At 72.2% G+C, this 25739-nt stretch carries 22 protein-coding genes; 6 read left to right on the top strand and 16 right to left on the bottom strand.

Going from position 1 to position 25739, the window contains the following annotated elements; all coding sequences use genetic code 11:
* Positions 1–176: 176 nt before the first annotated feature.
* Entirely contained in the window at positions 177–2444 is a 2268-nt protein-coding gene (locus tag OG776_RS18325) for a serine/threonine-protein kinase (protein WP_329321702.1), read from the bottom strand.
* 996 nt (positions 2445–3440) lie between these two features.
* Positions 3441–5147 carry a glycerol-3-phosphate dehydrogenase/oxidase gene (locus OG776_RS18330; RefSeq protein WP_148010067.1) on the bottom strand — a complete coding sequence of 569 codons (1707 nt, stop codon included), beginning with the start codon at positions 5145–5147 and terminating at the stop codon, positions 3441–3443.
* A 285-nt stretch (positions 5148–5432) separates the two neighbouring features.
* On the opposite strand from OG776_RS18330, the gene OG776_RS18335 reads away from it, so the two are divergent.
* Positions 5433–6641: a nucleotide sugar dehydrogenase gene (locus tag OG776_RS18335; RefSeq protein WP_148010066.1), complete on the top strand. Its 1209-nt coding sequence runs from the start codon at positions 5433–5435 to the stop codon at positions 6639–6641.
* Positions 6642–6857: 216 nt separating this feature from the next.
* Here the strand turns inward: OG776_RS18335 and OG776_RS18340 are convergent, their stop codons facing one another.
* The 4 genes from OG776_RS18340 to OG776_RS18355 form a co-directional block, all read right to left on the bottom strand.
* On the bottom strand, positions 6858–7982 hold the full coding sequence (locus OG776_RS18340) for a GuaB3 family IMP dehydrogenase-related protein (RefSeq protein ID WP_148010065.1): 1125 nt from the start codon (positions 7980–7982) through the stop codon (positions 6858–6860).
* Between the two features lie 139 nt (positions 7983–8121).
* The gene (gene guaB, locus OG776_RS18345; RefSeq protein WP_329321705.1) at positions 8122–9630 is read right to left on the bottom strand and encodes an IMP dehydrogenase; all 1509 of its coding nucleotides are present in this window, start codon (positions 9628–9630) and stop codon (positions 8122–8124) included.
* A gap of 461 nt (positions 9631–10091) precedes the next feature.
* Positions 10092–10667: a sigma-70 family RNA polymerase sigma factor gene (locus tag OG776_RS18350; RefSeq protein WP_148010063.1), complete on the bottom strand. Its 576-nt coding sequence runs from the start codon at positions 10665–10667 to the stop codon at positions 10092–10094.
* Positions 10668–10923: 256 nt separating this feature from the next.
* Positions 10924–11535, bottom strand: a complete 612-nt coding sequence (locus OG776_RS18355; RefSeq protein ID WP_003948568.1) for a response regulator transcription factor — start codon at positions 11533–11535, stop codon at positions 10924–10926.
* A 391-nt stretch (positions 11536–11926) separates the two neighbouring features.
* On the opposite strand from OG776_RS18355, the gene OG776_RS18360 reads away from it, so the two are divergent.
* Positions 11927–12256, top strand: coding sequence for a WhiB family transcriptional regulator (locus OG776_RS18360; protein ID WP_148010062.1), 330 nt, complete (start codon positions 11927–11929; stop codon positions 12254–12256).
* 139 nt (positions 12257–12395) lie between these two features.
* On the opposite strand, the gene OG776_RS18365 is transcribed toward OG776_RS18360, so the two are convergent.
* Positions 12396–13292: a LysR family transcriptional regulator gene (locus OG776_RS18365; RefSeq protein WP_148010061.1), complete on the bottom strand. Its 897-nt coding sequence runs from the start codon at positions 13290–13292 to the stop codon at positions 12396–12398.
* 79 nt (positions 13293–13371) lie between these two features.
* Here OG776_RS18365 and OG776_RS18370 point away from each other — a divergent pair, with 79 nt between their 5' ends.
* Both OG776_RS18370 and OG776_RS18375 read left to right on the top strand, forming a co-directional pair.
* A complete protein-coding gene (locus OG776_RS18370) occupies positions 13372–14040 on the top strand; it encodes an MOSC domain-containing protein (RefSeq protein WP_329321708.1) in 669 nt (222 codons plus the stop codon).
* 131 nt (positions 14041–14171) lie between these two features.
* A complete protein-coding gene (locus OG776_RS18375; protein ID WP_148010059.1) occupies positions 14172–14945 on the top strand; it encodes an SDR family NAD(P)-dependent oxidoreductase in 774 nt (257 codons plus the stop codon).
* Between the two features lie 148 nt (positions 14946–15093).
* On the opposite strand, the gene groL is transcribed toward OG776_RS18375, so the two are convergent.
* From groL to OG776_RS18390, 3 genes are all read right to left on the bottom strand, one after another.
* Positions 15094–16722, bottom strand: coding sequence for a chaperonin GroEL (groL, locus tag OG776_RS18380; RefSeq protein ID WP_148010058.1), 1629 nt, complete (start codon positions 16720–16722; stop codon positions 15094–15096).
* Positions 16723–16836: 114 nt separating this feature from the next.
* Complete coding sequence (gene groES / locus OG776_RS18385; protein WP_060901476.1) at positions 16837–17145, bottom strand: co-chaperone GroES; 309 nt, start codon at positions 17143–17145, stop codon at positions 16837–16839.
* A 445-nt stretch (positions 17146–17590) separates the two neighbouring features.
* A complete protein-coding gene (locus tag OG776_RS18390; RefSeq protein ID WP_148010057.1) occupies positions 17591–18433 on the bottom strand; it encodes a polysaccharide deacetylase family protein in 843 nt (280 codons plus the stop codon).
* A 375-nt stretch (positions 18434–18808) separates the two neighbouring features.
* On the opposite strand from OG776_RS18390, the gene OG776_RS18395 reads away from it, so the two are divergent.
* Positions 18809–19996 carry a THUMP-like domain-containing protein gene (locus tag OG776_RS18395; protein WP_261994612.1) on the top strand — a complete coding sequence of 396 codons (1188 nt, stop codon included), beginning with the start codon at positions 18809–18811 and terminating at the stop codon, positions 19994–19996.
* Between the two features lie 89 nt (positions 19997–20085).
* On the opposite strand, the gene OG776_RS18400 is transcribed toward OG776_RS18395, so the two are convergent.
* Both OG776_RS18400 and OG776_RS18405 read right to left on the bottom strand, forming a co-directional pair.
* Entirely contained in the window at positions 20086–21354 is a 1269-nt protein-coding gene (locus OG776_RS18400; protein WP_148010055.1) for an RNA polymerase sigma factor, read from the bottom strand.
* A 45-nt stretch (positions 21355–21399) separates the two neighbouring features.
* Positions 21400–21756: a YciI family protein gene (locus OG776_RS18405; RefSeq protein WP_148010054.1), complete on the bottom strand. Its 357-nt coding sequence runs from the start codon at positions 21754–21756 to the stop codon at positions 21400–21402.
* A 209-nt stretch (positions 21757–21965) separates the two neighbouring features.
* On the opposite strand from OG776_RS18405, the gene OG776_RS18410 reads away from it, so the two are divergent.
* Positions 21966–22553: a class I SAM-dependent methyltransferase gene (locus OG776_RS18410; protein ID WP_148010053.1), complete on the top strand. Its 588-nt coding sequence runs from the start codon at positions 21966–21968 to the stop codon at positions 22551–22553.
* 47 nt (positions 22554–22600) lie between these two features.
* Here OG776_RS18410 and OG776_RS18415 read toward each other — a convergent pair whose 3' ends face one another.
* From OG776_RS18415 to rimI, 4 genes are all read right to left on the bottom strand, one after another.
* Positions 22601–23668 (bottom strand): LCP family protein, encoded by a 1068-nt coding sequence (locus OG776_RS18415; protein WP_148010052.1) that lies wholly within the window; start codon positions 23666–23668, stop codon positions 22601–22603.
* Between the two features lie 216 nt (positions 23669–23884).
* Positions 23885–24148: a hypothetical protein gene (locus OG776_RS18420; protein WP_148010051.1), complete on the bottom strand. Its 264-nt coding sequence runs from the start codon at positions 24146–24148 to the stop codon at positions 23885–23887.
* Positions 24145–25248 (bottom strand): tRNA (adenosine(37)-N6)-threonylcarbamoyltransferase complex transferase subunit TsaD, encoded by a 1104-nt coding sequence (tsaD, locus tag OG776_RS18425; RefSeq protein ID WP_148010050.1) that lies wholly within the window; start codon positions 25246–25248, stop codon positions 24145–24147. The genes OG776_RS18420 and tsaD overlap by 4 nt, the downstream gene beginning before the upstream one ends.
* On the bottom strand, positions 25241–25723 hold the full coding sequence (rimI, locus tag OG776_RS18430) for a ribosomal protein S18-alanine N-acetyltransferase (RefSeq protein WP_148010995.1): 483 nt from the start codon (positions 25721–25723) through the stop codon (positions 25241–25243). The genes tsaD and rimI overlap by 8 nt, the downstream gene beginning before the upstream one ends.
* Positions 25724–25739 lie beyond the last annotated feature (16 nt).

Raw genomic sequence — 25739 nt, forward strand, 5'->3', positions numbered from 1 at the left:
TTCCGTTCGCCTTGCGTCCCGTTACGGCTTGGTACGGTCCGCAACCACTCACGATACGTGCCGGAGGCAACCCGCAATGTGAGGATGCGAGATGTCACCAGCCCGTGACCGAGCCCTACATCAGACACCCCGGGCGAACCGGCCCGAACCTCACGACCCGGGCCCGGACCCGCGTCTCACGACTTCGGCTGGAACGTCTTCGTCAGCGTCTGCCAGGTGTCCTTGCGCAGCTCGCTGTCCCAGGCGGAGGCCTTCGCCGTGTACATCAACGCATACCCCTGATGGGAGTTGACAACGAATCCGCGGTCGATCGACCGGTACGTCGTGCCCCCGTCCTGGTAGGTGAACTCCCAGTCGGCGGTGTTCCAGCCGCGGTAGTCCACCTTCTCTATGCGGATCTTCTGGTACTGCGGCCGTACCATTCCCCGCTCCTGGTTCCGCCAGTCGGCCACCGGGTCGTCCTTGGGCGTCGAGGTCCAGCCCACGAGGAGCTTCTGCCCGTCGGGACCGGTGAAACGCGCACCCGCGCTGTCCGTGGACCGGTAGGACCACCCCTTGGGCAGCCCGATCGAGAAGCCCTGGGCCCCGTGGTAGGTCGACACGGCGGTGGACCCCGCGGAACCGGACTCCTTGCCGCCGCCGCCCGTACCGCCCTTGTCGTCCGAGTTGCTCCCGTCGCCCGAGGCGTCCGCGCTGGGCGTGGTGCCCGAGGCGCCGCTCCCGTCCGTCCCGGAGGAGCCGTCCTTCTTGTCGTCGCTGTCGGTGTGCTCGCCCTTGCTCGCGTCCTTGCCGCCACCGCCCGCGTTCGCCCCGCTGGAGGCGCTCGCCTTGGTGTCGCCGCTCTTGCCGCCCTTCGCGCCGCTGCCGTCACCGCCGCCGAGGGTGAGGGCCAGAACCGTCCCGACCACGACGAGCGCCAGGACCACCGCGATGATGATCAGGGTTCGCCGCGGCACCACATCGGTGAGCGGCGCCCTCGGTGCGGGCCGCGGGGGCCGCTCGGGCGCCACGGGCCAGCCGGAACCCTGGGAACTCCCCGAGCCCGAACCGCTCGTGCCGGCCGTGCCCGTCACCCGCGTCGCGTCCGCCGGACCGGCCGTGTCCTTCGTACCGGTCCCGCCGACGGGACCGGAGTTCAGCCCCACCGCCACGCCGTCGCGGGCGCCCGCCTTGCGGGAGACGTCCGCCGCTCCGGTGCGCGGGCCCGGTGCGACCGCGCCCGACGTGCCCGCACCGGCGGTCCCGGTCCTGCCGTCCGCGGACTTCGACGGCGTCGCGCCCGCCGACACCGGCGGAGCCGCCGGCCGGGGAACCGTCGGGGACTCGGCGGCCGTGCCCGCCGCGCCCTCGGTGCTCGCCGCGCCCGTGCCCGCCGTACCGGTGGACTTGGAGCGCGCCGTCGCCGCGGCGGTGGCCGCGCCGGCCGCCGAGGCGGCCTTGCGCACCGAACGCAGCGCGCCACGGAACCGCTCGCCGGCCTCCTCGCCCCGCCTGCCGCCGGAACTCCCCTTGCCCGACTCGTCGTCCGGCAGCGGCGGCAGTGACACGACCTTCGTCGCGTCCACCGGCTCCGGAACGGCCGGCCGCGGTTCGGGGGCGCGGATCACCTCGTTGAGCATCGCCCGCGCACGCTCGTTGTCGAGCCGCTGCTCGGGGTCCTTGGCGAGCAGCCCGTAGATCACGCTCTCCAGCGGACCCGCGTTCTTCGGCTGCTCCACGGGCTCGGTCATGACCGCCGTGAGCGTCGCGATCGCGGAGCCCCTGTCGTACGGAGGGACGCCCTCCACCGACGCGTACAGCAGCCCGCCCAGCGACCACAGGTCGGCCGCGGGCCCGGGCTTGTGGCCGCGCGCCCGCTCGGGGGAGATGTAGGAGGGCGCGCCCACGAGCATGCCGGTCGACGTGATCGACGGGTCGCCCTCCACCTGGGCGATGCCGAAGTCGGTCAGCACGACCCGGCCGTCGTCGGAGATCAGCACGTTCGACGGCTTCACGTCGCGGTGCAGGATGCCCTCGCGATGCGCCGACCGCAGCACGTCGAGTATCGCGAGCCCCACCTCCGCGGCGCGCTTGGGTGTGAGGAGGCCGTCCTCACGGATGACCTCGGCGAGCGACTTGCCCTCGACGAGTTCCATCACGATCCACGGTCTGTTGTCCTCGTCGACCACGTCGAAGACCGTCACCGCGCCGTTGTTGCGAATGCGCGCGATCGCCTTGGCCTCACGCAGGGTGCGCGTGATCAGCCGCCGCTTCTCGTCCTCGTCGATGCTCGACGGGAACCTCAGCTCCTTGACGGCGACCGTGCGGCCCAGCGTTTCGTCCTGGGCCCGCCAGACCGTGCCCATGCCGCCGCGGCCGAGAACATCCCCCAGCCGGTACCGCCCGGCGAGGAGACGTTCGCTCTTGTCCTGACGGGATGCTCCCGCCCGCTCCGCCTCCGACATGCGTCCCCTCATGCAACCCGCCCTGACAGAGCCTTCATTGTCCCTCACCCGACAAGCGCTCAGCGCCCAGGGTGCCCCTCGGAAGGGGTCCCCCCGGTGCCGGGCCCGTGGCGTCCCGCATGGTGGACGGCGAGAAAGAAGGACCGCCGATGCCACCGCGCCGGACACCTCGGACACTCCTGGTCATACCACTGTCCCCGACACTCGCGGTACCGGGCCAGGCCGCCCTTTCCGGCCCGAACTCGCCCCTCCTTCCCCCTTCTTCCCACCGCGCCCAGCGGGTTCCTCCGCTCTCACATCACCCCGACCGGGGCCCCGGGGACCCTCCCGCCGTCCGCGCGGACAAGCTCGCCGTCGCCCGCTCCCCCCGAAGCCCTAGACCGCGCGAGCCTTCGGGCGCCGACACCGACCCCTTCGCCCCCCTCTCGTCTCCCCCGTCTCCTCCGTCTGTCCCGTCTCTCCCGCCTGTCGCGTCCCCACAGTCCCCGCCGCGCCCGTCGGACCGTCAAACTCCGCCTCCCGGACCACCCGTGACGCCCTCGGCCGTCCCATGACCCGGGGCGGAGCCCCGGCCGCGGACCCTGCCGTCCTCCGACGGGACGGGCCCATGCTCCGCCGCCGGACGGGACGTCACCCGCGCCGGCCACTTCCACGCGGGCGGCGTCACCACGTCGCCCGTCGCGACCGTGGTGCCCCGACCGGCCGCCGGACACCCACTGTCGCGGTCCGACCCGGTGGACACCCATCCCGAGGAGGGACGACGGCCGCGTCCTCGGCGGCCGTGCGCGCACCACCACCGCCGACCGACGCGACGTCCTCGCCCGCGCGCGAGCCCGGGCGAGATCGCCGGTCCCGGCCCGGAATCCGCCCTGCCCTCGGCCGAGTTCCACACCCGCACCCGCACCCGCACCCGCACCCGCACCCGCAGAACGGACGGGATCCGAGCAGATATCCCGGATCAATACACCCGTTCGAGTGATGCCGCCGGAGCCGAGGTCAGAGGGGCACGATGTCCGGGGCGCCGAGCCGTGCCGCGTCGGCCGTCAGGTCGTCGGGCTGGCGCTGCGACTCCCGCTCGGCCTCGACCCGCTTCTCATAGTGCTCGACCTCGCGCTCGATCTGGTCCTTGTCCCAGCCGAGGACCGGCGCCATCAGCTCGGCCGCCTCCCGGGCACTGCGCGTACCGCGGTCGAAGGTCTCGATAGAGATACGGGTCCGCCGGGTCAGCACGTCGTCCAGGTGCCGGGCCCCCTCGTGCGAGGCGGCGTAGACGATCTCGGCCTTGAGGTAGTCCTCGGCGGCCGGCAGCGGCTCGCCCAGCGCCGGGTCCGCGGCGATGAGGTCGAGGACCTCCTCGGCGAGCGCCCCGTAGCGGTTCAACAGGTGTTCCACCCGGACCACATGGAGTCCGGTGCGCTGGGCTATGCGTGCCCGCGCGTTCCACAGGGCCCGGTACCCCTCCGCGCCGAGCAGCGGGGTGTCCTCGGTGACGCACTCGGCCACGCGCTGGTCGAGTCCGTGCACCGCCTCGTCCACCGCGTCCTTGGCCATCACCCGGTAGGTGGTGTACTTGCCGCCCGCCACGACCACGAGTCCCGGCACGGGATGGGCCACGGTGTGCTCGCGCGACAGCTTGCTGGTGGCGTCCGACTCCCCGGCGAGCAGCGGCCGCAGTCCCGCGTACACCCCCTGGACGTCGTCGCGGGTCAGCGGCACCGAGAGCACCGAGTTCACGTGCTCCAGCAGATAGTCGATGTCCGCGCTGGACGCCGCCGGGTGTGCCTTGTCGAGGTCCCAGTCGGTGTCCGTGGTGCCGATGATCCAGTGCCGTCCCCAGGGGATGACGAAGAGGACGGACTTCTCGGTGCGCAGGATCAGGCCGGTCGAGGAGTTGATCCGGTCCTTCGGTACGACCAGGTGGATGCCCTTGGAGGCACGGACGTGGAACTGGCCCCGCTCGCCGACCATCGCCTGGGTGTCGTCCGTCCACACCCCCGTGGCGTTGACCACCTGCTTGGCGTGGATCTCGTACTCGCCGCCGCCCTCGACGTCCTGCACCCGGGCGCCGACCACCCGCTCGCCCTCGCGCAGGAAGCCGGTCACGCGGGCGCGGTTGGCGACCGTCGCGCCGTACGCCGCCGCCGTGCGCACCAGGGTGGCCACGTAGCGGGCGTCGTCCATCTGCGCGTCGTAGTACTGCAACGCGCCGACCAGCGCGTCCTTCTTCAAGGCGGGGGCGACGCGCAGGGCCTTGCCGCGGGAGAGATGACGGTGGGTGGGCAGTCCGCGTCCATGGCCGCTCGTCATCGACATGGCGTCGTAGAGGGCGACGCCCGATCCCGCGTACAGCCGCTCCCAGCCCTTGTGCTGGAGGGGGTAGAGGAAGGGCACCGGCTTCACCAGGTGGGGTGCGAGCCGCTCCAGGAGGAGTCCGCGTTCCTTCAGGGCCTCGCGCACGAGGGCGAAGTCGAGCATCTCCAGATAGCGCAGACCGCCGTGGATCAGCTTGCTGGACCTGCTCGACGTGCCGGAGGCCCAGTCGCGGGCCTCGACCAGGCCGGTGGACAGGCCGCGTGTCACAGCGTCGAGCGCGGTGCCCGCACCGACCACGCCCGCGCCCACCACCAGCACGTCCAGCTCGCGCTCGGCCATTCCCGCCAGGGACTCGGCACGCTCCGCCGGCCCCAGTTTCGCTGTCCTCACCGCTGCCTCCCGCTGTCTGTCGCGCTGGCCTCACCTGTCCGGCGACGCCCGGCTCACCTGCCCCCTGCCCAAAGTCTGACCGTCTTGCCCTTCTTCGGCCACCACGCACCCTCAGCCTGTGGACAACCCGCGCGCCCGGCCTGTGGACAACACTCGTGGAAACGCGCCCGACCAATACCACATGTCGGTCATATTTACTCCTAGTCTGACATTGCGCTCGTCCATCCTGTCCACCGGACTTGCGCACCTGTCCCGCTTCGGTTACTGGGAAGGACGGGCCACGCCATGCCCGCAGATCTCGCCGTCATCGGACTCGGTCATCTCGGCCTGCCCCTGGCCCAGGCCGCCGTCGCCGCCGGTGTCTCCACGCTCGGTTACAAGACCGGTCCGGAAGGCGGCTCACTCACCCCCGCCGAACTGCGCCGGATGCTCTCGGGGGGCTTCCGGCCGACCACCGACCCGGTCGAGCTCGGCCGGGTCCGCACCGCCGTCATCTGCGCCCCGACCCCACCGGGCCCGGACGGCGCGCACGACCTGGCCCAGGTGGCCTCCGCCGCCCGCACCCTGGCCGCGCGCCTGCGCCCGCACACCACGGTGATCCTGGAGTCACCGGTGCACCCCGGGACCACGGACGACTTCCTGCGCCCCCTCCTGGAAGAGGGCTCCGGACTGCGCGCCGGACGCGACTTCCACCTCGCGTACTCGCCCAGCCGGGTCGACCCCGGCAACCGCGACTTCACCCCGGCCAACACCCCCAAGATCATCGGAGGCCTCACCCCCGCCTGCACCGAGTCGGCCGCGGCCTTCTACGGACGCCTCACGGACAAGGTCGTCCGCGCGCGCGGACCGCGCGAGGCGGAGACCGTGCAGCTCCTGGAGACCAACTACCGGCATGTGAACATCGCCCTGGTCAACGAGATGGCCGTGCTCTGCCACGACCTGGGCGTCGACTTGTGGGACGTCATCCGCTGCGCCGAGACCAAGCCGTTCGGCTTCCAGGCCTTCCGGCCCGGCCCCGGTGTCGGCGGACACGGCATCCCCCAGGACCTGACCGGGCGCGCGCCCCGCTCCCTGCGCCTGGTCGAACAGGCCCGGCAGGTCAACAACCGCATGCCCCAGTACGTCATCCAGCGCGCCGCGGCCCTCCTCAACGAACACGGGAAATCGGCCCGCGCCGCGCGGGTGCTGCTGCTCGGCGTCACCTACAAGGCCGACCTCGCCGACCAACAGGGCACGCCCGCCCACGAGATCGCCCTGCGCCTGATGGAACTCGGCGCGTCCGTCAGCTACCACGACCCGCTCGTCCCCGCCTGGAACGTCCTCGGCCACCCCGTCCCGCGCGCCGACTCCCTCTACGAGGCCGCCGCCGACGCCGATCTCACGATCCTGCTCCAGCAGCACCGCACGTACGACCTCCAGGGCCTGTCCGTGAAGGCCCAGCTCCTCCTGGACACCCGCGGGGCGACCCCCACGGGGGCGGCGCACCGGCTCTGACCCGGCCGGAATCCCCTACCGCGACGTCAGCGGCCCCTGTCGACGGACGTCAGCTCTCCCACACCCCCGCGCCCGCGTCCCGGGCGCTCTCAGGCGTGCGCTCACGCCCCTGTGGGCATCCACAGGCCTCGGGCCGGCCGCTGACCGGAGCGGACGCGCGAGGGGCCCGGACCGTCAAGGACGGTCCGGGCCCCTCGCGCGGGCTGGGCCGCGGTGTCAGCGCTTGTGCTGCGCGTCCGCGACCGTCACCTCGACGCGCTGGAACTCCTTGAGCTCGCTGTAGCCGGTGGTGGCCATGGCGCGGCGCAGGGCGCCGAAGATGTTCATGGAACCGTCCGGGATGTGCGACGGGCCGGTGAGGATCTCCTCGATGGTGCCGACGGTACCGAGGTCGACCTTCTTGCCCCGCGGCAGCTCCTCGTTGACCGCCTCCATGCCCCAGTGGTGGCCCTTGCCGGGCGCGTCCGTGGCACGGGCGAGCGGGGAGCCCATCATCACCGAGTCGGCGCCGCAGGCGATCGCCTTCGGGAGGTCGCCGGACCAGCCGACGCCGCCGTCGGCGATCACGTGCACGTACCGGCCGCCGGACTCGTCCATGTAGTCGCGGCGCGCCGCGGCCACGTCGGCCACGGCGGTGGCCATCGGCACCTGGATGCCCAGCACGTTGCGCGTGGTGTGCGCGGCACCGCCGCCGAACCCGACCAGGACACCCGCCGCGCCGGTGCGCATCAGGTGCAGGGCCGCGGTGTACGTGGCGCAGCCGCCGACGATGACGGGGACGTCGAGCTCGTAGATGAACTGCTTGAGGTTCAGCGGCTCGGCCGCGCCCGAGACGTGCTCCGCCGACACCGTCGTACCGCGGATGACAAAGATGTCCACACCCGCGTCGACCACGGCCTTGGAGAACTGGGCCGTGCGCTGCGGGGAGAGCGCGGCGGCGGTGACGACACCGGAGTCGCGCACCTCCTTGATGCGCTGCCCGATCAGCTCCTCCTTGATGGGAGCCGCGTAGATCTCCTGCAGCCGGCGGGTCGCGGTCTCCGCGTCCAGCCCGGCGATCTCGTCGAGCAGCGGCTGCGGGTCCTCGTACCTCGTCCACAGGCCTTCGAGGTTGAGGACGCCCAGGCCGCCCAGCTCGCCGATGCGGATCGCGGTGGCCGGGGAGACGACCGAGTCCATCGGGGCGGCCAGGAACGGCAGCTCGAAGCGGTAGGCGTCGATCTGCCAGGCGATCGAGACCTCCTTCGGGTCCCGCGTACGGCGGCTCGGGACGACGGCGATGTCGTCGAAGGCGTACGCCCGGCGGCCGCGCTTGCCGCGCCCGATCTCGATCTCAGTCACGTGTGTGGCCTTTCCCTCTTCGGTTCTGCGCCTTCCAGTATCCCCGACGCCTACGACGAGAGCGGCCCCGGAACCTCCGGGACCGCCCTCGTTCGGGCTTCACGCACGCGTGGAGCTCTGTACGGCTGCTTGGTGACCGTTACTTGTTGCGGCTGTAGTTCGGTGCCTCGACCGTCATCTGGATGTCGTGCGGGTGGCTCTCCTTGAGGCCCGCCGAGGTGATCCGGACGAACCGGCCGTTGTCCTGGAGCTCGGGAACGGTGCGTCCGCCGACGTAGAACATCGACTGGCGCAGTCCGCCGACCAGCTGGTGCACGACCGCCGACAGCGGACCACGGTAGGGCACCTGGCCCTCGATGCCCTCGGGAACCAGCTTCTCGTCGGAGGCGACGCCCTCCTGGAAGTAGCGGTCCTTGGAGAAGGAACGCTGCTCACCACGGGACTGCATGGCGCCCAGGGAGCCCATGCCGCGATACGACTTGAACTGCTTGCCGTTGATGAAGAGCAGCTCGCCCGGCGACTCCTCGCAGCCCGCCAGGAGCGAGCCCAGCATCACCGTGTCGGCGCCGGCGACCAGGGCCTTGGCGATGTCGCCGGAGTACTGCAGACCGCCGTCGCCGATGACCGGGACACCGGCCGCCTTGGCGGCGAGGGAGGCTTCGTAGATGGCGGTGACCTGGGGCACGCCGATGCCGGCGACCACGCGGGTCGTGCAGATGGAGCCGGGGCCGACACCGACCTTGATGCCGTCGACACCCGCGTCGATGAGGGCCTGCGCGCCGTCACGGGTCGCGATGTTGCCGCCGATGACGTCGACGCCCGCGGAGTTCGACTTGATCTTGGCGACCATGTCGCCGACCAGCCGGGAGTGGCCGTGCGCGGTGTCGACGACGATGAAGTCGACGCCCGCCTCGATGAGGGCCTGGGCCCGCTCGAAGGCGTCACCGGCCACACCGACGGCCGCGCCGACCAGCAGGCGACCCTCCGCGTCCTTGGCGGCGTTCGGGTACTTCTCGGCCTTCACGAAGTCCTTGACCGTGATGAGGCCCTTGAGGACGCCCGCGTCGTCGACCAGCGGCAGCTTCTCGATCTTGTGGCGGCGCAGCAGCTCCATGGCGTCGGTGCCGGAGATGCCTACCTTGCCGGTGACCAGGGGCATCGGCGTCATGACCTCGCGCACCTGGCGCGAACGGTCGGTCTCGAAGGCCATGTCGCGGTTGGTGACGATGCCGAGGAGCTTGCCGCCGCCGTCGGTCACCGGCACACCGGAGATGCGGAACTTGGCGCAGATCGCGTCGGCCTCGCCGAGCGTCGCGTCCGGGTGGACGGTGATCGGGTCGGTCACCATGCCGGACTCGGAACGCTTGACCAGGTCGACCTGGTTGGCCTGGTCCTCGATGGACAGGTTGCGGTGCAGCACGCCGACGCCGCCCTGGCGGGCCATCGCGATGGCCATCCGGGACTCGGTCACCTTGTCCATGGCCGCGGAGAGCAGCGGGATGTTGACCCGCACGTTCTTCGAGATGTACGAGGCGGTGTCGATCTCGTCGGGCGCCATGTCCGACGCGCCCGGCAGCAGCAGCACGTCGTCGTAGGTCAGCCCGAGTGTCGCGAATTTGGCGGGCACTCCGTCGACGTTGGCAGTCATGACACCTTCCCCAAATGGCCTTGATCGGTGCGGATGTCCATGCTAACGGGAAGCAAGGGTCTCCCATTCCACGGTTCGGATCGCCCTCGGGCTTCGTAGGTTCGTACGGGCCACGCGCCGGAACCGTTCATCCTCCGGCCCGACACCCTGGTCCCCCGGGGTCTGCCTCCCGTTCACCGCGGTGGCGCGGGGTTCTCCGGGCGGGGGCGCGCGTGAGGATGCCGCACTCCATGGTGTCCGTTCTCACCTTTGCGGCGAGAAACCGGCGACGCCGTTCCGGTGCGCGCCGGCGCCACGACGGCACACGACGGAAGCACGGCAACCCGGCACGGGGCGGGCACCGAGCGCAGGGCGACCCGGCACAGCACCGGCACCGGGCGCACGACGGTGGCCACCGCACGCGTTCGACCGGCCCCCACCGGCCCGCGCGCGGCGGACCCTGCGGGGATCGCGCCTCGCGCCTACTGCTCCGCCAGTGCCCGCAGCCGGCTCAGCGCCCGGTGCTGGGCCACCCGGACCGCGCCCGGGGACATCCCCAGCATCTGGCCCGTCTCCTCGGCCGTGAGGCCCACCGCGATCCGCAGCAGCAGCAGCTCGCGCTGGTTCTCCGGGAGGTTGGCCATCAGCTTCTTGGCCCATTCCGCGTCACTGCTGAGCAGGGCGCGCTCCTCGGGACCGAGGGAGTCGTCGGGGCGCTCGGGCATCTCGTCCGAGGGAACCGCCGTCGACCCGGGATGGCGCATCGCGGCACGCTGCAGGTCGGCGACCTTGTGCGCGGCGATGGCGAAGACGAAGGCCTCGAAGGGCCGCCCGGTGTCCTTGTAGCGGGGCAGCGCGAGGAGCACCGCGACGCAGACCTCCTGCGCCAGGTCCTCCACGAAGTGCCGCGCGTCGCCCGGCAGGCGGGACAGCCGCGTGCGGCAGTAGCGCAGGGCCAGAGGATGAACATGTGCGAGCAGGTCGTGTGTGGCCTGCTCGTCACCGTCGACCGCGCGATGGACGAGCGCACCGATCACCGTCGTCTCGTCGTCACGCATCGGTCCATGGTGCCTCGGCGTCGTTCTGTCCGTGGCACCGCGTCCGTAGTTGTGCACCGAAGCGTTATGAGCAGGTGCGCCGGAACTCATCTCCTGCGCCCTCCCCTTCCGCTCGACCGACTCGTCCCCGAGGAACTCCACACCTCAAGGATGCGGCATCGGCGGCGAAACGAGCAGCGGGCACCCGGCGCGCCCCCTTGTCGGCCCCGCCCGCCACACGGCAGGCGGGGTGCGTCGTACCACCGCGACGGCTCACCTAGCGGACCAGGCCCCAGCGGAAACCGAGCGCCACGGCGTGCGCACGGTCCGAGGCGCCGAGCTTCTTGAAGAGCCGCCTGGCGTGCGTCTTCACCGTGTCCTCGGAGAGGAACAGCTCGCGGCCGATCTCCGCGTTGGAGCGGCCGTGGCTCATGCCTTCCAGGACCTGGATCTCCCGCGCGGTGAGCGTGGGCGCGGCGCCCATCTCGGCCGAGCGCAGTCTGCGCGGGGCGAGCCGCCAGGTCGGGTCGGCGAGCGCCTGGGTCACGGTCGCCCGCAGCTCCGCCCGGGAGGCGTCCTTGTGCAGATATCCGCGGGCCCCGGCGGCGACGGCGAGCGCCACACCGTCCAGGTCCTCGGCCACGGTGAGCATGATGATGCGCGCACCGGGGTCGGCGGACAGCAGCCGCCGAACGGTCTCGACGCCGCCCAGACCGGGCATGCGTACGTCCATCAGAATCAGGTCCGAACGGTCGGCGCCCCAACGGCGGAGCACCTCTTCTCCGTTGGCCGCAGTCGTCACGCGCTCGACGCCGGGCACGGTCGCCACCGCACGGCGGAGCGCCTCTCGGGCGAGCGGGGAGTCGTCGCAGACGAGGACGGATGTCATGGCCGCCCTCCGCAGCTGATGCGCGTCACCTTGAGCCTCCAGGCTGGGTACGAATCGTCACCTGTGCGGTCGACACTCGCCGACGGATACTGCCGTCTGCCCGAGCGCTTGTTCCTTCAACCGCCTCGGGACTCTCAACGATGGTCACTCGAAAGAGTTACGGGGCAGCCCGTCATCTTCGGCACTCTACGTGAGGGCACGGACACGGTGCAGACATGCGCAACGGACCCTCAATCTTTCAACACAACCTATGCCCCATTCAGCCTGTTTTCTTCCCATTTACTGGTGTCTGCGGCTAGATTCGCAATGAGTCATATTTTCATCTCCTTAGATCGTAGATGTACGGTCGGTGGGCACAGAGCATCCCAGAACGGCAACAAGGGGACACGCAATGGCAGATTTCTCCCGCCTTCCCGGTCCGAACGCGGATCTCTGGGACTGGCAGCTCCTCGCGGCATGCCGTGGGGTCGACAGCTCGCTCTTCTTCCATCCGGAGGGCGAGCGCGGTGCGGCACGGAGCGCTCGCGAGAACTCGGCCAAAGAGGTCTGTATGCGATGCCCGGTACGCGCCCAGTGCGCCGCTCACGCGCTGGCGGTGCGCGAGCCGTACGGGGTGTGGGGCGGCCTGACCGAGGACGAGCGCGAAGAACTCATGGGACGGGCGAGGAACCGCCTGGTGACGGCGTCGGCCACCGGCGGCGGTTCCGCTTCGAACACTTGAAGGAACGTTTCTGCATCGTTGAGTCCGTGGCCGGGTGCACAGGTGTGCCCCTGAACGGGCGCGCGTTGGCATGCCCTCGAACAGGCGCGCGTCCGCGCGTCCCTGAGCTGTGTGCGGCGCCGGTGGCTCCGCTCCGCCGTCAGCGGGCCGCGGCCAGGGCCAGCTGGTCCAGCGTCGCCGCCACCGCCGGCACCTGGGAGAGGTCCGGCAGGGTCAGCGCCACGATCTCCCGCCGTACCGGCGGCTCCACGGTCACGGCGCGGGCGCCCTTGGGGCGTACGGACTCGATCGCGAGCTCCGGCAGCACCGCGACCCCGAGACCCGCGCCGACCAGTCCGACCACCGCCGGGTAGTCGTCGGTGGCGAAGTCGATGCGCGGCTCGAAGCCCGCGCGGCGGCAGGCCTCCACCAGTTGCCCCCGGCATCGCGGGCAGCCCGCGATCCACGGTTCCCCGGCGAGTTCGCCGATGGCGACCGATCCCGCGCCGGCGAGCCGGTGCCCCTCGGGGACCAGTCCGACCAGCCGGTCGCGCAGCAGCGGCCGTACGACCAGGTCGTCCCACTCCTCGACGCCCGCCGCTCCCTCGTACCGGAACGCGAGCGCGATGTCGCAGTCGCCGTCGCGCAGCTTGTCGACGGACTGGGGCGGCTCCGCCTCCTCCAGGGAGACCCGGGTGCCGGGATGGGCGGCGCGCAGGGCGGCCAGGGCCGTGGGGACGAGCGTCGAACTGCCGCTGGGGAACGAGACGAGCCGGACCCGGCCCGCGCGCAGTCCCGCGATCGCGGCGACCTCCTCCTCGGCCGCGGTCAGGCCCGCGATGATGCCGGCCGCGTGCCGGACCAGCGCCTCGCCTGCCTGGGTCAGGCGCATCTCGCGGCCCGTGCGGATCAGCAGCGGGGTGCCGACGGACGACTCGAGCGCCTTCATCTGCTGACTGACGGCCGGCTGGGTGCAGCCCAGCTCGCGTCCCGCCGCCGAGAAGGAACCACTGGCGGCGACGGCGCGCAGAACACGGAGATGACGAGCCTCGATCACCGTTCGAGCATAAGCGAGACTTGGGTACGGTGGCGAATATCGCGTCGACGCTTTGGCCGGGATCGCCTAGCGTGCTGTCATGCAGCTTCTGTCTCTGAACCTGGGCCGTGCCCGCGCCGTCCCGTACACGGACCGGGCCGTGGGGGTGACCGGCATCGACAAACGCCCGGTGACCGGGCCGGTGCGGGTGTCGGCGCCGGGGCCCAAGGGCGTCGGCGCCAGCGGTCTGGCCGGGGACACGGTGTGCGACCTGCGCCATCACGGCGGGGACGACCAGGCCGTCTACGCGACCGCGCGCGAGGACCTCGACGACTGGGAGCGCGAGCTCGACCGGCCGCTGGCGAACGGCGCCTTCGGCGAGAACCTCACGACGCTCGGGCTGGACGTGTCCGGCGCGCGGATCGGTGAGCGCTGGCGGGTCGGCGCCGAGCTGGTCCTGGAGGTCACCTCCGGGCGCATCCCCTGCCGTACGTTCCAGGGGCACCTCGGTGAGCCGGGCTGGGTGAAGCGGTTCACCCACAGGGCCGCGCCGGGCGCTTATCTGCGGGTGATCGAGTCCGGTGAGATCCGCGCGGGCGACCCGATCGAGGTGGTGCACCGGCCGGGGCACGAGGTGACGGTCGCGGTCGAGTTCCGCGCCATGACGACCGAACGCGAGCTGTTGCCGGGGCTGTTGGCCGCGGGCGCGGCCCTGCGTCCGGAGGCGTTGGCGGCCGCGGAGAAGTACGTGGCACGGCGGGACGGGTAGCGGCCCGGGGCACCCGCCCCGAAGGACGCCGGCGACGGCCGCGGCGCGGGCCGCGCGCAGGGCGCGGTGGCGGGTCCGGCACCGGACGACGGGGGGCGCGCCACCCCTGGTCAGGTCACTAGCCTTGGGCCATGACAACGGCTCTGATTACGGGATCGACCGCGGGGATCGGCGCCGCCTTCGCGCGCCGCCTCGCGGCTGACGGGCACAACCTCGTGCTGGTGGCGCGCGACACCGGGCGGCTGACCGAGCAGGCGACGGAACTGCACGACCGGCACGGCATCGAGGCGGAGGTGCTGACGGCCGACCTGGCGACGGACGACGGCATCGAGGCGGTGGCCCGGCGGCTGGGCGACCGCAGGAACCCGGTCGACCTGCTGATCAACAACGCCGGTTTCGGCAACAAGGGCCGCTATCTCGAGGTCTCGATGGCCGACGAGCTGACGATGCTCAAGGTGCACTGCGAGGCGGTGCTGCGGCTGACGTCGGCGGCGACCGCGGGCATGCGGGAGCGCGGCCGGGGCGGGGTCGTCAACGTGGCGTCGGTGGCCGCGTTCGTGCCGCGCGGCACGTACGGGGCGTCCAAGGCGTGGGTCGTGCAGTTCACCCAGGGCGCGGCGAGGGACCTGGCGGGCACCGGCGTCCGGCTGATGGCGCTGGCCCCGGGCTTCGTGCGCACCGAGTTCCACCAGCGCGCCGGGATGGGCACGGACAACATCCCGAACTGGATGTGGCTCGACGCGGACAAGCTGGTCGCGGCCGCGCTCGCCGACCTGGCCCGAGGCAAGTCGCTGTCGGTCCCCGACCCGCGGTACAAGGCGCTGATGGGCGTGGTGAAGGTGACGCCGCGCGGACTGCTGGGCGGGGTCACGTCGCGGACGGGACGCAAGTACGGGCCGCAGTAGGGGCGTGGGGCGAGCCGGCGGACCGCGGGGCGGTACGGGCCGTACCGCCCCGACGCAGCACTGAGGCCCAGCACCCCCGAAGGGTGCTGGGCCTCGGTGCGGTTCACCGGTGTCGGCGTCCGCCGGGGCGGAGCCTCACCGGCGTGCCTCAGTGCGAGTGACCGTGGCCGTGGCCGTGGCCCGCCTCGGCCTCTTCCTCGGCCGGCTTCTCGACGACCAGGGTCTCGGTCGTGAGGAGCAGGGAGGCGATGGAGGCGGCGTTCTCCAGGGCGGAGCGGGTGACCTTGACCGGGTCGATGACACCGGACTTGACCAGGTCGCCGTACTCGCCGGTGGCGGCGTTGAAGCCCTGGCCCTTGTCGAGGTCGGCGACCTTGGAGGTGATGACGTAACCCTCCAGGCCGGCGTTCTCGGCGATCCAGCGCAGCGGCTCGACGGCGGCGCGGCGGACGACCGCGACACCCGTGGCCTCGTCGCCGGTCTTGCCGAGGTTGCCCTCGAGGACCTTGACGGCGTGGACGAGCGCGGAGCCACCACCGGAGACGATGCCCTCCTCGACCGCGGCGCGGGTCGCGGAGATGGCGTCCTCCAGACGGTGCTTCTTCTCCTTGAGCTCCACCTCGGTGGCGGCGCCGACCTTGATCACGCACACGCCGCCGGCCAGCTTCGCGAGGCGCTCCTGGAGCTTCTCGCGGTCCCAGTCGGAGTCCGTGTTCTCGATCTCGGCCTTGATCTGGTTGACGCGGCCCACGACGGCGTCGTGGTCGCCGCCGCCGTCGACGACGGTGGTGTCGTCCTTGGTGACCGTCACGCGGCGGGCGGTGCCCAGCACGTCCAGGCCGACCTGGTCGAGCTTGAGGCCGACCTCCTCGGCGATGACCTGGCCGCCGGTGAGGGTGGCGAGGTCGCCCAGCATGGCCTTGCGGCGGTCGCCGAAGCCGGGGGCCTTCACGGCGACGGCGTTGAACGTGCCGCGGATCTTGTTCACGACCAGGGTCGACAGCGCCTCGCCGTCGACGTCCTCGGCGATGATCAGCAGCGGCTTGGAGGCGTTGGCCTGGATGACCTTCTCCAGCAGCGGCAGCAGGTCCTGGATGGAGGAGATCTTGCCCTGGTGGATGAGGATGTACGGGTCCTCGAGGACGGCCTCCATGCGCTCCTGGTCCGTCACGAAGTACGGGGACAGGTAGCCCTTGTCGAAGGCCATGCCCTCGGTGAAGTCCAGCTCCAGGCCGAAGGTGTTGGACTCCTCGACGGTGATGACACCGTCCTTGCCGACCTTGTCCATCGCCTCGGCGATGAGCTCGCCGACCTGGCTGTCCTGGGCGGACAGGGCGGCGACGGCGGCGATGTCGGACTTCTCGTCGATCGGGCGGGCGGTCGCGAGGAGCTCCTCGGACACGGCCTTGACCGCGGCGTCGATGCCCTTCTTGAGCAGCGCCGGGGAGGCACCCGCGGCGACGTTCTTCAGGCCCTCGCGGACGAGCGCCTGGGCCAGCACGGTGGCGGTGGTCGTACCGTCACCCGCGATGTCGTTGGTCTTGGTCGCCACCTCCTTCACCAGCTGGGCGCCGAGGTTCTCGTACGGGTCGTCGAGCTCGACCTCGCGGGCGATGGTGACGCCGTCGTTGGTGATGGTGGGGGCGCCGAACTTCTTGTCGATGACGACGTTGCGGCCCTTGGGGCCGATCGTCACCTTCACCGTGTCGGCAAGCTTGTTGACGCCGCGCTCAAGGGCGCGACGGGCGTCCTCGTCGAACTTCAGGATCTTCGCCATGGGAGCGGTTCAGCCCTCTCGGAAAACGTGGGTGAAAACGAACCGCGCCCCCAGCGCCCGGCTTCATGAGGTCGCGGGGGCCAGGGGCGCAGTTCACTGCAGAACTGTGGTGAATTACTTCTCGATGATCGCGAGCACGTCGCGGGCCGAGAGGACGAGGTACTCCTCGCCGTTGTACTTCACCTCGGTGCCGCCGTACTTGCTGTACAGCACGATGTCGCCGGTGCTGACGTCGAGCGGCAGGCGCTCGCCGTTCTCGAAGCGACCCGGGCCCACCGCGAGGACGACGCCCTCCTGGGGCTTCTCCTTCGCGGTGTCCGGGATGACCAGGCCAGAGGCCGTGGTCTGCTCTGCGTCCAGCGGCTGGACCACGACACGGTCCTCGAGCGGCTTGATGGCAACCTTGGAGCTGGTGGTCGTCACGATCCGACCTCCCCCTTCGGAGATCTCACGGGGTTAACTGTCTGAGGTGGCGACCAGGTGGATCCGTCGTCGCGGGTGCCGGATCTGCCCGTCGCTGTTGGCACTCTCCAGGGGGGAGTGCCAGGCCTGAGACTATGACCGCGATTAGCACTCGGTCAAGCGGAGTGCCAAAGGCCTGCGGCGTGGCGTGGGGTTCGGGTGCCGTTCGCCGGTCCGAGCGCGCCGCCGATAGCTCCGCCCCTGGGCCCCGTCCGGCCTCAACACCCTCGTCCTCGAACGCCGGACGAGCTGGAAGGGGCGGCCCGCGCCAGGAGTTCGCACCCGCCGGAAACCCGCCCGCGCCCGGACCGGCGTCGCCCTCGCGCCCGTCCTCGTTCTCGTCCTCGTTCTCGTCCTCGCCCATCCGGGGTCCGGCCGCCATGGGGGGGCTCGGCCGTGTCGGTGGTCAGACGTAGTTCTCCAGGCGGGCGGGGGTGAAGCCCTCCGCCTGGATGCGGCGGAGGAGGCGGATGGTCGCCGCGGTGAGGTTCGGCCGGTCCAGGCCGGAGAGGATGTCGCCGGGGTGCAGCCGGTGGCCGTCGGCCTCCCTCCCCAGGACGACGGCCGAGACACCGCAGTCGGCGGCGGCGCGCAGGGTGGTGGTGTCGTAGGTGTTGTACGGGGGCCGGAAGAGCCGGGGGCGGATGCCGAAGCGGGCCTTGAGCTTCTCCTGCTGGCCACAGATCTCGGCCCGCTGTCCGGCGTACGGCAGTCCGCGCAACGAGGCGTGGTCGAGGGTGTGGTTCTGCACGCTGGCGCCGACCTCCCGCAGCCGCGCGAAGTGCCCGTAGCCGGGGCCGACGACGCTGTCCGTGAGGAACATGCTGACGGGCAGCCGCAGTTCACGCACCATGTCGACGAACCGCGGATCGCGCTCGGCGCCGTCGTCGTAGGTCAGGAAGACCACCCTGTCGCGGGTGGGCACGCGGCCGACGACCGGGACGAGCCCCGTCCGGTCACGGCGCAGCCCGCCGCGGGCCGGCGGGCGCGGCGCCGGGGCGAGCGGCGCGGACAGTCCCCAGCGCCGGTACGTCGCCGACGCCGGACCGTGCGGGTGGTTCCTGCGGACCTCCAGTGCGGCCTTCTTGCCCAGGCGCTCGATCGGGTCGACGGACTGGGCGCAGCCGCCCAGCAGGACGGCGGCGAGCAACGCGGCCGACGCGGCGGTGGCCCGCGCGCGCGTCCGGGCGCGCGGTGCCGGCGGACGGCCTGTCACAGGCGGCCCTCCGGCCGCGCCGCCGCGTGGCATCGGGCCGTGACCCGCCCGGGGAACCGGTGGAGCGGGCGTGGTGCGGTGCCGGGTGTCCGGGCCGGGGCCCGCGGTGCGGCCAGCGGGTCCGCGGCCGGTCCCTGGTGCCCGGTCTCGGGCGCGCGCGGCGCCCTCCGGCCGGCCGGGGGCCCCGCTTCCGCGGACCCGACGCCGGCACGGCCGGCCTCGGGTCCGATGACGGTACGGGAGGCGGTGCCGCTGCGGATCGCCGCCCCGTGCACGTCATTTTTATCGGTTTGTCGTACTGATCGCATGGTGTCGGATCCTCCCAGGCCAGGGGCCCCGCGCGGCCCCGACACCGCGACCGGCCCCACGCCGTCCACCGACTGGCCCACACTGACCGACAATGGGCCGGTGAACGACGTCTCCTTCGCCTCCCTGCTCACCCCCGAGGGCCACGCGCTGCTCGACGAGGTGCGCGGCACCGAACCGGCCCAGGAACTGGCCGTCGCCACCCGGCTGCGCCGCACCCATCCGGCCGAGCTCGTCTCGGCGGCGCTCGGGCAGGCGCGGCTGCGGCAGCGGGCGGCGGCGAAGTTCGGCGCCGAGGACGCGGAGCGGATGTTCTTCACACCGAACGGGGTGGAGCAGTCGACCCGCACGACGGTCGCCACGCACCGCGCGGAGCGGCTGCGCGCCCTCGGGGTGCGCTCGGTCGCCGATCTCTGCTCCGGCATCGGCGGCGACGCGATCGCGCTGGCCCGGGCCGGGATACGCGTCCTCGCCGTCGACCGGGACCCGGCTGCGGCCGCCGCCGCCCGCGCGAACGCCGACGCGCTCGGGCTCTCCGGTCTGATCGAGGTGCGCGAGGCGGACGTCACGGAGGTGGACACGGCTCCCTACGACGCCGTCTTCGTGGACCCGGCACGGCGCGGCGGCCGGGCGGGCGGGCGGATCTTCGACCCCGAGGCCTACTCGCCGCCGCTCTCCTGGGCGGTAGGGGCCGCCCTGAAGGCCCCGCTCGCCGCCCTGAAGATCGCCCCGGGCATCCCGCACGAGACGGTCCCCGCCGAGGCGGAGGCCGAGTGGATCTCGGACGGCGGGGACGTGAAGGAGGCCGTGCTGTGGTTCGGCATCGAGCCGGGTCTGGTGCGGGCCACCCTGCTGCCGGGCCCGCGCGTCCTGCGCGGCCGCGGTCTGCCCGATCCCGCGGTGCGGCCGGTGGGGCGCTATCTCTACGAGCCGGACGGCGCCGTGATCCGTGCCCACCTGGTCGCCGAGGCCGCCGACGAGCTCGACGGCGGGCTTCTCGACGAGACCATCGCCTACATCACGGCGGACTCGCTGCGCCCGACCCCGTACGCCACCGCGTACGAGATCACCGACCGGCTTCCCTTCAACGTGAAGAAGCTGAAGGCGCTGCTGAGGGAGCGCGAGGTCGGGGTGCTGACGGTCAAGAAGCGGGGCTCGGCGGTCGAGCCGGAGGAACTGCGCAGGAAGGTCAGGCCGCAGGGGCCGCACGCGGCCACCGTCTTCCTGACCAGGGTGGCGGGGGCACCGACGATGCTGCTCGGCCACCCGGCCCCGCGGCACCCCGCCTGACACGGCCTAGGTCGTGTCCGCAAAGTCTCGTCTGCCCGGCGACGCCTGGCCCGCCCTCCGGGCGGACGACGCGACTTTGCGGACACGACCTAGCGGCACTCCCGCGCGCGTGCCTCCAGCAGTTCCCGCTCGCGTTCGTTGCGGGCCAGTCCCGCGGCCCGTTCGAACTCCGCCCGCGCCTCCCCCGTACGCCCCAGGCGGGCGAGCAGGTCCCCGCGGACGCTGGGCAGCAGATGGTAGTCGCGCAGGGCGGGTTCGGCCGCGAGGGCGTCGACGATCTCCAGGGCGGGGCCGGGGCCGTCCGCCATCGAGACGGCGACGGCCCGGTTGAGTTCGACGACGGGCGACGGGGAGCGGGCCGCGAGGAGCCCGTACAGGGTGGCGATCTGCCGCCAGTCCGTGTCCTCGTAGGTGTGTGCCTGGGCGTGACTGGCGGCGATGGCCGCCTGCAGGGCGTACGGGCCCGGGGCGCCGCCGGTGGCGGAGTTGGCGCGGGCCAGCGCGGCGAAACCGCGGCGGATCAGCAGGCGGTTCCAGCGGCGGCGGTTCTGGTCCTTGAGCAGGACCGGCTCGCCCGAGGGGCCGGTACGGGCGGCCGCGCGGGACTCCTGGAGCTCCAGCAGCGCGACGAGTCCGTGCACCTCGGGCTCCTTGGGCATCAGTTCGGCGAGGACGCGGGCCAGCCGCAGCGCCTCCTCGCACAGCGCGGGGCGCATCAGGTCGTCGCCCGCCGTGGCCGCGTACCCCTCGTTGAACACCAGGTAGATGACCTCGAGGACCGAGCCGAGCCGGCCCTCCCGGTCCGGGCCGTAGGGGACCTCGAAGGGGACGCCCTTCGCCGCCAGGGTCCGTTTGGCGCGCACGATGCGCTGGGCGACCGTCGCCTCCGGCACGAGGAAGGCGCGGGCGATCTCCGGCGTGGTCAGTCCGCCGAGCAGGCGCAGGGTGAGGGCGATGCGGGCCTCCGCGGACAGCACCGGGTGGCAGGCGGTGAACACGAGCCGGAGCAGGTCGTCGTCGATGTCGTCCGGGTCGGCGGGTTCCTCGAACGGGACGGCCGTCTCCAGGCCGCGGCCGATCTCCTCCAGCTTGCGCGCGTAGCGCTCCCGGCGGCGTACGAGGTCGATCGCGCGGTGCCTGGCCGTGGCCATGAGCCAGGCTCCGGGGTTGTCCGGGACCCCGTCGCGCGGCCACTGCTCCAGCGCGGCGACCAGGGCGTCCTGGGCCAGTTCCTCGGCGATGCCGACGTCCCGGACGACGCGGGTCAGGCCGGCGATGATCCGGGGCGACTCGATCCGGAAGATCGTCTCCACGGTCTCGTCGGCGCCGGACGGGGTGACGGTGGGCTGCTGTTCCACAGCCCACCATCAGACACCAGCGGACCGGCCGGGCCAAGCCGCCGCTCAGCCCTCGGCGATCTCCCGCACCTCGCAGGTCACCGTCCAGTGCTCCTCGTGGGTCTTCAGGAACCGCTTGGTCCACTCCAGGGCCTCGGCCATGTCCTTGCACTGCATGAGGGCGTAGCCGCCGACGACCTCCTTGGACTCGGTGAAGGGCCCGTCGGTCACGGACAGCTGCCCGCCCGCCCAGTGCACCCGCTTGCCCTGGACGGACGGCGTCAGTCCGGCGGTGTCGAGCATGACCCCCGCCTTGGTGATCTCCTCGATCAGCTCGCCCATCCGCTGCATCAGCTCGGGGCTCGGGCCCTCGGCGGGGGCGGTGTTCTCGTCGATGCGGACCAGGGACAGGTAGCGGGGCATGGTGGCTCCTTCGGTGCGGAGGGCGGGGCTTCTCCTCGCCTCTCACCCCTGCGTCGATCGGGGGACGCCGGTTTCGACACCGTCCCCGGAAAACCTCGGAGATTCTTTCCGGACGCCGCCGGACGGCTTCCCGAGGCCCGCCGAACGGACGGCGGGCGGCTGTCCGGGGAGCACTTCCGCCGCCACCGCCGGTGTGCGAGGTTCCCGGTATGCCCTTCGACCACAACGACCACTATCACCGGCTCCTGCTGCGCAAGCTGCCCCGGCACGGGCGCACCGCGCTGGACGTCGGCTGCGGCACCGGCCGTTTCGCGCGCCGGCTGGCGGCGCGCGGTTACGAGGTGGACGCCGTCGACCCGTCCGCGGAGGTGATCGCGGCGGCCGAACGGATCGGCGGCGGGCCCCGGTTCCGGCGGGCGGACGCGGCCTCGGCCACGCTGCCGCGGGCGCGCTACGACGTCGTCACCTGCCTCGCGAGCCTGCACCACATGCCCTTCCGCACGGTGACCAGGTTCCGTGACGCGCTGGCGCCCGGCGGCGTGCTGCTGGTGCTGGGCTGCTACGCGGGGCACACCTGGTGGGACCTCGCGGCGGTGCCCGCGAACGCGGTGGCCCGGGCCGGGGCCGCGGCCGGCGACCGGCTGCGCGGGAGCGGGCCCGCGGTGGCCGGGGCGCCGGTGCGCGCGCCGGAGATGTCGCTCACCGCCGTCCGTGCCGAGGCGGCCCGGCTGCTGCCGGGCGCCCGCGTCCGGCAGCTCCTCTACTGGCGGTACCTGCTGACGTACACGGTCACCTGACGCCCCGCCACGGGCGCTCCCCGCCCCTGTGCGCGGTCAGCCGGCGGTCACTTGAGCGAGGCCCACAGCTCGCCCGCCGCCGGCTCGCGCGCCACCACCCGGTTGGCGTCCGAGGGAGCCGTCGTCACCGGCATCATGACCGTCCTGACCTGGTCGGCGGAGAGCGACCGGAGGCTCTGGCCGAACTTCGTCAGCTCGCCGAGGGAATCGAGGCCGGTGTCGGTGGTGAGGCTGCCGGTGACCGCGTCGGCGACCTGGTAGAGCTTCGCGGGGCTGGTCAGCAAGGATGTCGAGGAGATCTGTTCCAGCAGTGCCTTGACCAGCTTCTGCTGGAGCCCTATGCGGCCGAGGTCGCTGCCGTCGCCTATGCCGTGCCGGGTCCTGGCCAGGGCCAGGGCGTGGGTGCCGTCCAGGAGATGCGTGCCGGCCTTCAGGTGCAGATGGCTCTGGTCGTCGTCGATGTCCTCGGCCGTCGTCACCGTGACCCCGCCGACCGCGTCCACCAGCTTCGCGAAACCCGAGAAGTCGATCTCCAGATAGTGGTCCATGCGGACGCCCGTCAGGGACTCGACGGTCTTCACGGCGCAGACGGGTCCGCCGAGCGAGTACGCGCTGTTGAACATCGTGCCGTACGCCACCGAGGTGGTCCCGCCGGACGGGGTCGGGCAGGACGGCCGGGTCACCAGGGTGTCCCGGGGGATGCTCACCACGGTCGCGCGGGTACGGCCCTCGTCGATGTGGACGACCATCGCCGTGTCCGAGCGGGCGCCCGTGCTGTCGCCGCCGCCGAGCGCGGCGTTCGCCTTGCCGCTGCGCGAGTCGGAGCCGAGGACCAGGATGTTCAGGGAGCCGCTCGGCAGCGGGGCGGCGGAGGCCGAGGCGGAGCCGGACGGGGTCGGCACGGCCCTCGGGGGCCGGTCGTCGCCCAGCGCGCCGTTGATGTCCACGCTTCTGATGTTGTGGTTCAGGTGCCAGTAGACCCAGCCGGCCCCCGCCGCGGAGAGCACGAGGACCCCGGCGAGCGCGACGCCCGCGGCCTTCAGCAGCCCCCGCCGCCGACCCCCGTGTCCCGCGATGCCCTCGTCGCCTGCTCCCCGCCCGTCTGTTCCGCTCACGAGGCAGAACGTAAGTCCGAATTGTTACGGGCAGAAACACCCGCTCGCATTTCCTTCGGAAAATCTCACTTTTCTCAGACTGTCTTCAGCCCGAACCAGCCGCCCGGGCGCGGCTCCCGCACGGCTCCGGTGAGGTGTGCCCGGTCCGGCGATCCGGTCGTCGCCCGCCCGGCCGGCGGGGTACGGGCGGGCGGGGTGCACGGCACGCGCGTCCGGTCAGCTCCCGCCGACCGACTCGAACCGCCACCTGTGCACCGCCCGGGTCACCAACTCCCGGTCCGGCTCGGGCAGTTCCGGGAGCTCGGCGTCGTACGCCGCGTCCCACCAGGTGATGACGAGGACCCGGTCCTGCGGCGCCCGCAGGACCTCACCGCGCAGCGGCCGCTCCGGCAGCTCCCGCTCCCGCTCGCGGACCCAGGCGAGCAGTTCTCCGCCCCGCCCGTCGACGGCCCGCGCCTCCCACATCAGCGCGACGGTCACGAGCAGAGGTTCTCCTTGCTGACCTCGTGCACATGATCGTGCGTATGCGTGTGCGAGGTACCCGGCACGTGCGGGTCGGTCACCGGCAGGGACGAGTCCGCGGACAGGTCCCAGTCGGAGGCCGCGCGCCCGCGCGCGACCATCTCCGCGCCCAGCGCCGCGACCATCGCGCCGTTGTCCGTGCACAGTTTCGGCCGGGGCACCCTGAGCCGGATCCCGGCGGCCTCGCAGCGCTCCTGGGCCAGCACACGCAGCCGGGAGTTCGCGGCCACCCCGCCGCCGATCATCAGATGGTCGACGCCCTGGTCCTTGCAGGCCCGTACGGCCTTGCGGGTCAGCACGTCCACCACCGCCTCCTGGAAGGACGCGGCCACGTCACGCACCGGCACCTCCTCGCCCGCCGCCCGCTTCGCCTCGATCCAGCGGGCCACGGCGGTCTTCAGACCGGAGAAGGAGAAGTCGTACGCGGGGTCGCGCGGCCCGGTGAGCCCGCGCGGGAAGGAGATGGCCTTCGGGTCGCCCTCCTTGGCGTACCGGTCGATGACCGGACCGCCCGGGAAGCCGAGGTTCAGCACCCGTGCGATCTTGTCGAAGGCCTCGCCCGCCGCGTCGTCGATGGTCGCTCCCATCGGGCGGACGTCCGAGGTGATGTCGGTGGACAGGAGCAGCGACGAGTGGCCGCCCGAGACCAGCAGCGCCATCGTCGGCTCCGGCAGCGCGCCGTGCTCCAGCTGGTCCACACAGATGTGCGAGGCGAGGTGGTTGACGCCGTACAGCGGCTTGCCCAGGGCGTACGCGTAGGCCTTCGCCGCGGAGACCCCGACGAGCAGGGCGCCGGCGAGTCCGGGCCCGGCGGTCACGGCGATCCCGTCGAGGTCGCGGGCGCTCACCCCCGCGTCCTTGAGGGCGCGTTCGACGGTCGGCACCATCGCCTCCAGGTGCGCGCGGGAGGCGACCTCCGGCACGACACCGCCGAAACGGGCGTGCTCGTCGACACTGGACGCGACGGCGTCCGCCAGCAGGGTCGTGCCGCGGACGATGCCGACGCCGGTCTCGTCGCAGGAGGTCTCGATGCCGAGGACGAGCGGTTCGTCAGCCATTGATCTCGGTTCCTTGTACGCCGTTTACGGAGGTGGAGGGGTCGTTGAGACGCATCACCAGGGCGTCCACGTTCCCCGGTTGGTAGTAGCCGCGCCGGAAGCCGATGGGTTCGAAGCCGAAGCGCTCGTACAGCTTCTGCGCGCGGACGTTGTCGACGCGGCACTCGAGCATCACCTCGGCGCACTCGAACGCGGTCGCCGCCCGCAGCAGCTCGGCCAGCAGCCGACCGCCGAGTCCGGTGCCCCACTGGTCACGGCGGACGGCGATCGTCTGCACGTCGCCGAGGTCACCGGCGGCGGCGAGCCCCGCGTACCCGACGAGCCGGTCGCCCTCGACGGCGACCACGTACCGGCGCGTCGCCTCCGGGCCGCGGGCGTGGGCCAGCTCGGACCAGAACATCCCCCGCGACCAGGCGTCCTCGGGGAAGAGGTCCTTCTCCAGCTCCAGGACGGGATCGATGTCCCACCAGCGCATCTCGCGCAGCACGGCG

Source organism: Streptomyces sp. NBC_01689 (genome assembly GCF_036250675.1).
Taxonomy (GTDB): Bacteria; Actinomycetota; Actinomycetes; order Streptomycetales; family Streptomycetaceae; genus Streptomyces.